The sequence below is a fragment of the Methylobacterium sp. Leaf94 genome (assembly GCF_001426045.1).
Classification (GTDB): domain Bacteria; phylum Pseudomonadota; class Alphaproteobacteria; order Rhizobiales; family Beijerinckiaceae; genus Methylobacterium.
Genome location: NZ_LMRM01000041.1, coordinates 1 through 11079 on the forward strand (window position 1 = coordinate 1; position 11079 = coordinate 11079).

Annotated in this window: 9 protein-coding genes; 6 read left to right on the forward strand and 3 right to left on the reverse strand. The window is 69.3% G+C overall.

The window, feature by feature from the left end; all coding sequences use genetic code 11:
• Positions 1-545 precede the first annotated feature (545 nt).
• The 4 genes from ASG63_RS18275 (at position 546) to ettA (ending at position 3974) form a co-directional block, all read left to right on the forward strand.
• On the forward strand, positions 546-830 hold the full coding sequence (locus ASG63_RS18275; protein WP_056219765.1) for a hypothetical protein: 285 nt from the start codon (positions 546-548) through the stop codon (positions 828-830).
• A 13-nt stretch (positions 831-843) separates the two neighbouring features.
• Complete coding sequence (locus ASG63_RS18280) at positions 844-1743, forward strand: DNA/RNA non-specific endonuclease (RefSeq protein WP_056219768.1); 900 nt, start codon at positions 844-846, stop codon at positions 1741-1743.
• Positions 1744-1756: 13 nt separating this feature from the next.
• Positions 1757-2074, forward strand: a complete 318-nt coding sequence (locus tag ASG63_RS18285; RefSeq protein ID WP_056219772.1) for a hypothetical protein — start codon at positions 1757-1759, stop codon at positions 2072-2074.
• Positions 2075-2321: 247 nt separating this feature from the next.
• Entirely contained in the window at positions 2322-3974 is a 1653-nt protein-coding gene (gene ettA, locus ASG63_RS18290) for an energy-dependent translational throttle protein EttA (RefSeq protein ID WP_056219775.1), read from the forward strand.
• A gap of 42 nt (positions 3975-4016) precedes the next feature.
• Here the strand turns inward: ettA and ASG63_RS18295 are convergent, their stop codons facing one another.
• From ASG63_RS18295 to ASG63_RS18305, 3 genes are read right to left on the reverse strand one after another with little or no spacing between them, the layout of a single operon-like run.
• The gene (locus ASG63_RS18295; protein ID WP_056219779.1) at positions 4017-4871 is read right to left on the reverse strand and encodes a formyltransferase family protein; all 855 of its coding nucleotides are present in this window, start codon (positions 4869-4871) and stop codon (positions 4017-4019) included.
• Positions 4868-5635, reverse strand: a complete 768-nt coding sequence (locus ASG63_RS18300) for an SDR family NAD(P)-dependent oxidoreductase (protein ID WP_056219782.1) — start codon at positions 5633-5635, stop codon at positions 4868-4870. Before ASG63_RS18300 ends, ASG63_RS18295 begins: the two co-directional genes overlap by 4 nt.
• A 31-nt stretch (positions 5636-5666) precedes the next feature.
• Complete coding sequence (locus ASG63_RS18305) at positions 5667-6974, reverse strand: capsule biosynthesis protein (protein WP_056219785.1); 1308 nt, start codon at positions 6972-6974, stop codon at positions 5667-5669.
• Between the two features lie 253 nt (positions 6975-7227).
• Here ASG63_RS18305 and ASG63_RS18310 point away from each other — a divergent pair, with 253 nt between their 5' ends.
• Complete coding sequence (locus ASG63_RS18310; RefSeq protein WP_056219788.1) at positions 7228-9159, forward strand: capsular polysaccharide export protein, LipB/KpsS family; 1932 nt, start codon at positions 7228-7230, stop codon at positions 9157-9159.
• Between the two features lie 7 nt (positions 9160-9166).
• Positions 9167-10654, forward strand: coding sequence for an LTA synthase family protein (locus ASG63_RS18315; RefSeq protein WP_056219791.1), 1488 nt, complete (start codon positions 9167-9169; stop codon positions 10652-10654).
• The last annotated feature ends 425 nt before the right edge of the window (positions 10655-11079 follow it).

The following is an 11079-nucleotide window of genomic DNA, read 5'->3' on the forward strand; positions in this document are numbered from 1 at the left end:
GCCCAGAGCGACCGGCGGCCGGCCACCGCCTGAAGCTGGCTCTCCGGCAACAGACGCAGCGCCGAAGGCTCCGCCAAGCCGTCCAGGATCGCCGTCGCCTCCGACGCGGTCACCGCGGTCGCTTGCGCCCGCTCCGGCGCGATCTTGTCTTGCGAGGTCTTCTCTTGCGAGGTTTCTTGCCGTGACACTGAATCCACACCCGTTCGTTTGCTGGCACCCGCTCGATCCGGCCCGCCGCCAACGCTCTGCGCGGACCGACCCTCGAACGATGCATGCCCCAAGACGAAACCGGGGCCCTTCGATCGCACTTATAACGTCATTACGCGGCATTGCCACGCCAGGGGGCGCTTGCGCTTTCCCACAGACCGCGCGCGGTCTGCAATTCCATTCCGAAATCCGAAGCGCGGGAGACCGATCCGTCGCCGCGCCGTGACTGTGGAGATGCTGGCGCCGACGCCTGAACTCCGGCAGGTAATCCCACCGCTCGTTCCGATCAACGGTGCGATCGTCTTTTCCCGTCCGCCGATCCCGCATCGAGGCAGGCCATGTCGCTCCTCCGCTTTCCCGCCGGCCTCGCCGTGATCGCGACACTCGCGAGCGGTTCCGCCTGGGCGGCGGGCCGTACCGCCGACCCGTCCCTCGTGCGCCGACACGCGCCGGTCGAGCCCTTCACGTTCCCGTGCGGGACACCCGGAACCTGCGGCGTCCAGGCAGGACCCGGTCCGGCCGATCGCGATGTGCGTCCCTTCGAGGGCACCCTCGGCCGGCCCTGCGGCTATCGCACGCGGGCGACCCCACAGGGGATCCGCAAAGTCCGCGTGTGCTTCTGAGTTCCCGTGATCCATGGTCGGTCCATTCCTCCTGCTGCTGTCTGCCTGGCTCTGCGTCGCACCGGTTGCGGCCCTGGCCGAGGGCTGCGCCGACGCGTTCGCGGAGGGGCGCCGGCCGGAGATCATCAACCCGAAACTGGCCGAACGCGCCGTGCCGCTCTGCTACGAAGCCTTCGCGGTGCTCCATTCCGGCCTCTCTCGGACGCCGCTCTACGCCGCCGAGCGCCTGACGCGGGACAGCGTCGCGGCGGCTCGCCGGGTCGACCGCATCGACGCCTTCCATGACGAGGATGCGCTGCCGGTGGCAGACCGGGCGCGGCTCGATGATTATGCCCGTAGCGGATACGACCGCGGCCACATGGCCCCGGCCGGCGACATGCCGACCGGCGTGGCCCAGGCGCAATCTTTCAGTCTCGCCAACATCGTCCCGCAGGACCGCGCTCTCAATCGCGGGCTCTGGGCGGCGATCGAGGAGAGCGTTCGGCGTCTCGCCACCCGACGCGGCACGCTCTACGTCGTGACCGGACCGATCTATTCCGGCGAAGCCGTCCAGGTGATCAACGGGCGCGTCCTGGTGCCGACCCAGCTCTTCAAGGCGCTCTACGACCCGGCCACCGGGGAGGCGGGCGCCTACCTGATGGCGAATCAGGACAATCCGCCCTGGCAGGCCGTCTCCCTCGACACCTTGCGCACGGTGTCCGGGCTCGACGTCTTTCCGATGCTGGTCCCCACCGCCAAGGTACGGGCGATGGATCTGCCGGAGCCTCGGGCCTATTCCAGGGGCGAGCCCGAAGGCGACGAGCGTCCGCGCCGCCGGGCGCCCGAAACGGATTCGTTCGAGTCCTGGGCCAAGGACCAGCTGCATCGCGCCTTGCGGCGTCTCTGGCGCGATCTGATGCGTGCCATCTTCTGAGGGGGGTGTTCCGATGCCGAAGACGGGTGCCCCCCATGACCCAGACCGGTCGTCGGACACGCGGTCGGAGGCGAGCCCGGTCCGCTTCGCGCCCTTCGCGGACGACGCGGCCGTCCAGACGATCGGCGGTCTCTCTGTCGAGAACGGCCGCGATCGGATCGCCATCCACGGCAGTCTCGACCTCGCGCGGGACGCGCGCGGGCTGGAGCGGGCCCGGGCCCTCGCAGCGGCCTTCGCCGCCATCGTGGCCGCCCTGGAGGCGGCGCCGTTGCCCGAACAGGTCGCGGAGGAGTCGCGGTCCGCCGACACGGTGAAGAACCCCTTCGCCTGAGGCCGGGATCTCGGCCCTTCTTCTCGGCCCCGTTCTTGCCGGTCGGTCGCCGCCCTGATACTCCGGCGCAACACTCTCACGCGAAGCGGTTCGACGACGGCGAGCGCCCGAGGTCCGACCGCATCGGCGCTCTTGGCGCGGCACGCCGTCCGGTTCGACCGGACGCAGCCGCGCAACACTGCACACGCTGATTCCGCTGGTCGAGGCGCAGGGCGCGCCGGGCCGCCGACACGACAGGGGTACCACCATGGCGCGCGAATTCATCTACCACATGAAGGGTCTGACCAAGACCTATTCGGGGGGCAAGAAAGTCCTCGATAACATCAACCTGTCCTTCTACCCGGACGCCAAGATCGGCGTGCTCGGCATCAACGGATCGGGCAAGTCGACCCTGCTGAAGATCATGGCGGGCATCGACAAGGACTGGACCGGTGAAGGCTTCGTCGCCCAGGGTGCCCGGGTCGGCTACCTGCCGCAGGAGCCCCAGCTCGATCCGAACAAGTCCGTGCGCGAGAACGTGATGGAGGGCGTCGCCGAGAAGCAGGCGCTGCTCGACCGCTACAACGAACTCGCCATGAACTATTCCGAGGAGACGGCGGACGAGATGACCGCCCTTCAGGACCGGATCGAGGCCGCCAACCTGTGGGAGCTGGATTCGAAGGTCGACCAGGCCATGGAGGCGCTGGGCTGCCCCAGCGACGAGCAGCCCGTCGCGACCCTCTCGGGCGGCGAGCGCCGCCGCGTGGCCCTGTGCAAGCTGCTGCTGTGGGAGCCCGAACTGCTGCTCCTCGACGAGCCGACCAACCACCTCGACGCCGAGACGGTGAACTGGCTCGAAGGCCACCTGCGTCAGTACCCCGGCGCGATCCTGATCGTGACCCACGATCGCTACTTCCTCGACAACGTCACCGGATGGATCCTCGAGCTCGACCGGACCCGCGGCTACCCGTACGAGGGCAACTACTCGGCCTGGCTGGTGCAGAAGCAGAAGCGGCTCCAGCAGGAGGGCCGCGAGGACATGGCCCGCCAGCGCGCGATCAACCGCGAGCAGGAGTGGATCGCCGCCTCGCCGAAGGCCCGCCAATCGAAGTCGAAGGCCCGCATCACCCGCTACGAGGAGTTGGTGGCCAAGTCCCAGGACAAGATCGACGCCTCGGCGCAGATCGTCATTCCGATCGACGAGCGCCTGGGCAACAACGTCATCGAGTTCGAGCACCTCAACAAGGCGTTCGGCGATCGTCTGCTGATCGAGGATCTCTCGTTCAAGCTTCCGCCCGGCGGCATCGTCGGCGTGATCGGCCCCAACGGCGCCGGTAAGACGACCCTGTTCAAGATGATCACCGGTGCGGAAAAGCCGGACGGCGGCACCATCTCCGTCGGCGAAACCGTCCATCTCGGCTACGTCGACCAGTCGCGCGACGCGCTCGATCCGAACGCCACGGTCTGGCAGGAGGTCTCCGGCGGCAACGACATCATCTATTTCAACAAGCGCGAGATCAATTCCCGGGCCTATTGCGCCGCCTTCGCCTTCAAGGGCTCCGACCAGCAGAAGAAGGTCGGCACCCTCTCGGGCGGTGAGCGCAACCGCGTCCACCTCGCCCGGACCCTGAAGGGCGGCGCCAACGTTCTGCTGCTCGACGAGCCGACCAACGACCTCGATATGGAGACCCTGCGGGCCCTCGAAGAGGCGCTGGAGGATTACGCGGGCTGCGCCGTCATCATCAGCCACGATCGCTGGTTCCTGAACCGCATCGCCACGCACATCCTCGCCTTCGAGGGCGAGAGCCACGTCGAGTGGTTCGAGGGCAACTTCTCGGATTACGAGGAGGACAAGAAGCGTCGCCTCGGCGCCGATTCGCTGATGCCGAAGAAGATCAAGTACAAGAAGTTTTCGCGATAAGACGACGGCCCGGCGCCCGCTTCCCAGGAGGCGGGCGCCGGTTCAGGCCCGGGCGCTCAAGGCCAGGGCGTCCTTCAGGTCCCGCCCGTCTGTGAGCTTGCGGCCCCGGCGACGCAATGTCTTGAGGAGGGTCCGGTCCGGAAACGGGCAATAGGGCAGGACCGGCGCGATCGTCCCGGCGGGAAGTCCTCCGTCAGCGAGGTCCGCGAGCGCTCGGTCGAGCAGGACCCGCCCGTGCTCGTGCAGGATCACCGAGGCGCGGGTCGCCGTCGTATCCTCCGGCAGGCGGACCGCTTCCTGCGAAAGGATCGCGCCGGCGTCGATCGTGACGGCGAGGCGATGGATCGTCACCCCGAAGGCCGGCTCGGACTCCGCCAGCGCGTGGATGGTCGGCACGGGCCCGCGATGGCGCGGCAGCAGGCCGGGATGGACGTTGAGGCCGCCCAGCGGTACGCGCATCAGGGTCGGGCCGGAAAGAATCTGGTCGAAATGGAAGGTGACGATGAGATCGGGGGTGTGCCGCGCGAAGGCCTGCGCCACCTCCGGACCGTTGACGTCGTCGACCTTCAGCGTCGGTATGCGAAGCTCGCGACAGAGCGCCTTCAGGGGCGTGGCACCCGCCGAGTTGTTGGCGCCGGTCAGCCGGCGTGTCAGCGGCGAGAGCGGCGCGAGGAGATCGGGCAGTCCGAAATTGACGCCGAGATAGGGCAGGATCGCCGGGCCGGAGCGCGCGAGATGGCGCCGGACCTGTCCCACGAGGCCGCCGGAACTCGGTCGTTCGGCGTTCGACAGGCCGACGAAGGCGATCTCCGTCGCGTGGTCGCCGACGAAGCGGCGCACGGCGCGGGCGTTCGGCAGGGCCTCTAGCACGAACAGCGCGATCCGCGGGCGGCTCACCGCCCGACCCGGATCTTGAACTTGAAACCGCTCATGCCGAGGCGCCGCAGGAATTCCGGCAGCAGGGCTGCGCCGCGCGCGCCCGCCGCGAGGATCCACGGGAAGGCGACGATGTCCTGGTCCTTGGCCAGGCCGCGCGCGATCCGCCGCGCCGCGTCCTCGGCGCTGAGCTCGAGGGGACGCCAGCCCTGGTACTCGCCGCCCATGGCGGTCTTCACGTAGCCGGGGGTGACGACGTTGATGCGCACGCCGTGCGGCTTTAGCTTCTCCCGCAGCGCCAGACCATGCGCGAGCAGCGCCGCCTTGGTTCCGCTGTACGAGGGCGCGTCGGGGAGTGGCGCGAAGGCCGCCAGGGACGAGATCAGCGCGATCTGCCCGTGGCCGCGGGCCCGCATCAGGGTCACGCAGGGCAGGGCGACGTTGAGGGCGCCGAGGAGGTTCACCTCCACGGTCTCGAAGGCCATGGCTTCGGTCTCCACGTCCCCGCCGGGATCGCCGCCGTTGATCGCCGCGTTGACGATGACGAGGTCGAGGGGATGGGCGCGGTCGGCGCCCTGAAGCCAGTCTGCAACGGATGCCCGCTCGCGGATGTCGAGGCGTCGGGTCTCGACCGCGGCCCCCTTGGCGCGGCACGCGTCGGCGATCGCCTCGAGACGGGTCCGGTCACGACCCTGGAGGATCAGCGTCGTGCCGGCTTCGGCGTAGTGGCGGGCGAGGGCGGCGCCGATGCCGCTGGACGCGCCGGTGATCAGGATGACGGGCATCGGGACTGCTAGCGCGCCCGGCCGGACCGGATCAATAGACCGGCGCCAGTTCCTGGGGCTCGCTGTCCTCCGCCCGGATCGCGCGGGCCGCGGCCAGGGCCGCGGCCGGCAGCGTCGCTTCCAGCCGCGGGATGGTGCCGGCGATCGCCCGCTCGATGGCCGGGCGGGAGAAGAAGCCGCCGTTGATCTGAGAGCGGTGCAGGACGACGCGTCGGAAATCCGCCATCAAGGGGCCGTCGGGCGGCGTCGGAGCCGTCCAGAACGAGTCCACGCCGCCCTGATGCGTGAGGCCGGGGAAATTGTAGATCGCATTGCCGGCGGCGCAGGTCGGGCACCCGAGTTCGAGCGACAGCATGCCGACGGTACTGTTGATCAGGACGACGCCGCGGCTGCCGGCGATCAGGCTGGGCAGGTCGCCGCCGTCGATGATGTCCAGGCGGTCGTTGACCCCGTGCCGGCGCGCCGAATGGCGGGCGTACTTGCGCCAATTGATCAGGCCGCTGTCGAGGGGATGCAGCTTGATCAGCAGGCGGGTCGGCGCCGGCGCATGGGCGGCGAAGGACGCGATCGTCCGATCCATGAAGCCTTCGACCCCCAGGAAGGGGGAATGGACGCGGATCTGGTAGTCGCTGTCGAGCTGGAGCGGCAGCAGGAAATAATCGACGCCGATCGCCGTGTAGGCTTCGTTCAGTCGTGCCGCCTCGCGCCGCGTATGGGCGCGCCGGGCGAACTTCTTGATCCAGCCGGCATATTCCACCGCGATGTGATGCGGCCGGTGGCTGCGGAAATGCGGGAAGAAGTACGGGAAGCCGAAATTCGCGATGTTGTAGGCCACGTCCCAGAGGCTGCGCCGGGCCATGTCGCCGCTCGACGGCATCGCGCGGCCGGGCTGCGGCAGGCGGCGGGCCACGGCGCGGATCTCGTCCGCGGTCTTCGGCAGCGCCGAGTTGCCGTTCACGCCGCCGAGCTCGCAGGTGATCCAGTTCGGCCGGAGATAGCCCTCCTCGAAGACGTGGAATCGGACGCCGAAGGGCTGGGCGGCGGCCGTGGCGGCGACATGGTAGGGCCGACAATCTCCGAAGAGCACGATGTCCGTTACGCCGTGCGTGCGGACGTAGTCCGCGACGTAGGCGCCCCACTTGTCGAAGCGGCCCCGGTAATTGTCCGAGGGGAGGCGCCAGAACAGCCAGTCGCCGGACGAGAAATTGATGCGCCGCACCCGATGGCCGCGCGCCTCCAGGGCGCGGCCCAGGTCTGCGAAGAAGGGTGATGCGAGTCCCTGGAGGAAGAGGAACGTCGCCTGTCCGTCGCGATGCATGTCTGCGCGGGGCTGAAGCATTCTCTCCGACGCCTGCTCCTGCGCCCGTTCAATGGCGGGCCACCCTGGACGGTCAAATCCGTCGCACGGGACTCCCATCCCAGCAATTGGGCGCTCGTAGGGCCGGAATGGATTTCCGGTGGCCTGTGCCTTTACGGCAACGCCCCCTGCGGTGCGGCTGCCCGGCCCGGGCGAGCGCTCTCCCCCGACTCACGCCCCTCGGAGCCCCGAAGATGCTAAGGCAGCGGCCGGTTACGTCGATCCGAAAGTGCGCATGCCCTCGACCCTGCCGTCATCCCTCTTATCCACAGGCGGACGCGTTCACGCGCTGCGATCCGAGATCTCGACCGCGCTGGACGTCCCCTTCGCCTCCCGCTGGCGTCCCGGGGCGGCGCCCGTGGTCTGGGATTCCGGCGTTCTCCGCAGCGTCGCGCAGCGCCTGGCACGTCCCGTGATCGTGGGACCGGGTCCCCTGCTGTCTCCCTACGACAAGCCCAACACGGGGATGGCGAGCCTCCGCGTCGACCACGCTGGCCACGCAACCTGTCTTGGGCAGGTCGACACCGAGGCGCTGCTGCGCGCCCGGACCTTCGGACGGAATCGGTTCTCCCGCCGGACCGTCGAGGCCATCTCGGAGGCCCTGTCCGGTCTCGCCGATCCGTCCCTCATCCTCGTCGAGGGCGCCGTCGCCCGCTCCGGCGCCCGCCTTCGGGCCTTCGTGATGCGCGTGCTGGCGGCGCACCCGGACAGGACGTTCCTCGCTGCCGGCTCAAGCGGATGCGCGGACCTGTCGCCGAGCCTCTCTCCGCACTTGCGGGTCATCCCATCCCCGGTCGATCCCTGGGCGCTGTTCGAACGGGTTCGCCGGGTCTTCGTCGACGACTGGGCGACGGCCTGCGAGGCGCGTCTCGCCGGGTGCGACGTCGGCCGTCCGGGTGACATGTCCGCACCTCCGACGACGCAGGAGCTCGTGGTTCTGCGCTACGGCACGGGGATCCACTACTTCGATCCCTGGACGCGGGCCCCGATCGAGTTCGGGGATTGCCTCGACCGCGTCGCATGGCTGCGCGACCGCTTCGCCGACAACGAGACACGGACGGTGCTGGTCGGCATCTCGGGCTGGAAGCGTCCGGTTCTCGACGCATTCATGGTCGGTCCGCAGGGACCACCGATCCACACCATGACGGCGGAGGATGCCGTGGCCGCCGCACGGGCGCACCAGGCCCAGGTCCGGGTCTGGGCCACGCGCATGCCGGAACGGCTGGGGCCGCTCTGCGCCGAAGCGGGCGTGCCTCTCGCGCGGATCGAGGACGGTTTTCTGCGTTCCGTGGGCCTCGGGGCCGGCCTCGCCCCCGGCGCCTCGATCGTCGTCGACGATCGCGGGATCTACTACGATCCACGGACCGAGAGCCGGCTCGCTTTTCTCCTGCGGACGTCGACCTTCCCGCCGGACCTCGTCGCGCGGGCGAAGGCCCTGCGCGAACTCGTGATCGCCCGCCGCCTGACCAAATACAATGTCGGTCTCACCGACGAGTCCGGCGACTGGCCGCGCGATCGCCGGATCGTGCTCGTCCCCGGCCAGGTCGAGGATGACGCCTCGGTGATGCACGGCTCCCCGGTGGTGCGCTCGAACCGCGATCTGCTGCGAGCCGCCCGGGCCCGGAACCCGGACGCGTTCCTGCTCTACAAGCCGCATCCCGACGTGGAGGCCGGGTTCCGGACCGGTGCAATCCCGGAGGCCGAGGCTCTCACCCTCGCCGACCGGATCGTCGGTGGGCTCTCCATCGTGGATCTGCTCGACCGGGTCGACCACGTCGAGACGATGACCTCGCTGGCGGGCTTCGAAGCCCTGATCCGCGGCCGCACCGTCGCGGTCCACGGGCGTCCGTTCTACGCCGGATGGGGCCTGACCGAGGATCTGGCCCCGGGCGCGGATCGGGGGCGCCGGCTCGCGCTCGACGAACTCGTGGCGGGCGCCCTCCTGCTCTACCCGCTCTACCTCGATCCGGTCACTCTCAAGCCGTGCTCGGCCGAGCGCCTTCTCGATCGCCTCGCCGCCGCTCGCGATGCGGCCGGTCCTTCGCGCCTCGCCATGAGTCGAACGGCGATTCTCAACATGCGGATGCGCTACGCTCTGCTGAACCCTCTCATCCGACGCCTTCGCGCCAAGCGCGGCGTCGAGCGATTTCCGGACCGGAAGCCCTGACGCCGCAATGACCTTTCTTCTCAGTCTGACCCTCGCCCTGCTGCTCGGTCTGGCCATCGAGGCCCGCGAGGGTGGGCAGGCGCGGCCCGTGAGCCTGCGTCCCCGCGACCTCGCGATCCGCCTCGCGGGCTACGGATGGGTGATGGCGTTCTGGTTTCAGTTCTCCTGGCGTCCCTGGCTCGCGGGCGTCTCCTGCGTCCTGACGATTCTGATCCTCACCATCGTCAGCCGGCTCAAACGCGGCATCATCGGCGAACCGCTGGTGTTCAGCGACTTCGCCCTCCTGCGGCAGGTGCCGCGCCATCCGGAGCTCTACTACACCCGCCCGCTCAGCGACCCTCGCATGGCCGGGCCGCTCATCGTCGCTTTCACAGTGGTCGCCGCTTGGTATGCGATCGAGCCGACCATCCTGCCGGTCGAGCCGAGCGTCGCGATCCTGGCGATCCTGGCCCTCCCGCTGATGCTGGTCAGCAGCGTGGTGCTCTCGGGGGAGGGGAAGGCCGCCGCCGCCCTCGCGCGCTTGTTTCCGGCGCCGGCACTGGACGTCGACATCGCTCGGTTCGGGCTTCCGGCCACGCTGCTCGGCTATGCCCTTCGTTGGCGCGCCCATCGCCGAACCGAACGGGGAGCGGCTCTCCCGACCCCGATCCAGCGGGGCGACGCACCCGTGATCGTCGTGGTACAGCTCGAATCCTTCCTCGATCCGGTACGCCTCGGCGGACCGCCCCTGCCGCTGATGGAGATCATTCGCGAGCGCGCCACCCTCCACGGGCGGCTGCGCGTGCCGGCCCACGGGGCCTACACGATGCGCACTGAGCACGCGGTCCTGACCGGTACCGATGCCGAGGATCTCGGGTTCGGTGTGTTCGACCCCTACCTCACCCATGGCGGCCACGAGCCGACGAGCCTGCCCCTGCGCGCCCGCGATGCGGGGTTCGAGACCGTCTTCGTGCATCCCTTCCACCGCGACTTCTTCAACCGCGCCGCGGTAGTGACACGCCTCGGCTTCGATCGCCTGATCATGGAGGACGACTTCTCCGAGGCACCCCGGGTGGGACCCTATGTCGGCGACGCGGCGATGGCCGACCGCGTGCTGGCGGAAGTCCGCGCGCGCAGCGGCCCCCTGTTTCTGTACGGCATCACGATGGAGAACCACGGGCCGTGGAAGCCGGGGCGTCTGCCGGGTATCGACGACCCGCTGGCACAATACCTGACCCATGTACGCAATACGGGCCGGGCCGTGGAAGCCCTCCTCGCCGGATTGGAAGGCCTGCGGGCCACCCTCTGCGTGTTCGGCGATCATGCGCCGGCCCTTCCCAATTGCCGGCCCGGTTTCGGCGGCACGGCGACGGATTACGCCATCTTCAGGTTCGGACCGGATGCCGGCGGGGGGGGAGCCCGACGCGACCTCACGGCGGCGGAGCTCGGGCGTCAACTCCGTCAGATCATCGCGCTCCCCGGAGAGGGGGAGAGCTTGGCTTTGCCACCCTCGTGACGCATTGGTGATGGATAGGCGGCCGGATCCAGCATGGGCCGGTCGGAGCCTGCCTGGGTGCACGATCCGTTAATCCGATCGCAGCGTTTTGCCGCTATCGTCCGACGCGGCCACCGCTCGGAGGCTTGTGCCGTGATCCCAGTCCCCTCACGGGCGACCTCGGGATCACGTTTCATCGAACACGATGGCGCCGCCCGTGCGCCGTGACCGAGGCGGGCGTCGTCGCCGGATCGCACCTGCGCGCGGTCCGGTCAGGAGAGTAACAATGCTTCGTAAGGCGTCCCTGGCCGCCCTGACAGCCTGCCTCGTGACGGGCTGTACCTCGCTTCTGCCTGCGGCCGGCCCGACGACGGGGGCGGTTGTGGAGGGGGCGGACGTGTCCACGAGCGAGGGGACGTTCGCCCGCTACGAGATCGTGGACCTGT

Coding starts and splice junctions, on each gene's coding strand:
- ASG63_RS18275 (WP_056219765.1), top strand. CDS start 546: ATGTCGCTCCTCCGCTTTCCCGCCGGCCTCGCCGTGATCGCGACACTC.
- ASG63_RS18280 (WP_056219768.1), top strand. CDS start 844: ATGGTCGGTCCATTCCTCCTGCTGCTGTCTGCCTGGCTCTGCGTCGCA.
- ASG63_RS18285 (WP_056219772.1), top strand. CDS start 1,757: ATGCCGAAGACGGGTGCCCCCCATGACCCAGACCGGTCGTCGGACACG.
- ettA (WP_056219775.1), top strand. CDS start 2,322: ATGGCGCGCGAATTCATCTACCACATGAAGGGTCTGACCAAGACCTAT.
- ASG63_RS18300 (WP_056219782.1), bottom strand. CDS start 5,635: ATGCCCGTCATCCTGATCACCGGCGCGTCCAGCGGCATCGGCGCCGCC.
- ASG63_RS18305 (WP_056219785.1), bottom strand. CDS start 6,974: ATGCTTCAGCCCCGCGCAGACATGCATCGCGACGGACAGGCGACGTTC.
- ASG63_RS18310 (WP_056219788.1), top strand. CDS start 7,228: ATGCCCTCGACCCTGCCGTCATCCCTCTTATCCACAGGCGGACGCGTT.
- ASG63_RS18315 (WP_056219791.1), top strand. CDS start 9,167: ATGACCTTTCTTCTCAGTCTGACCCTCGCCCTGCTGCTCGGTCTGGCC.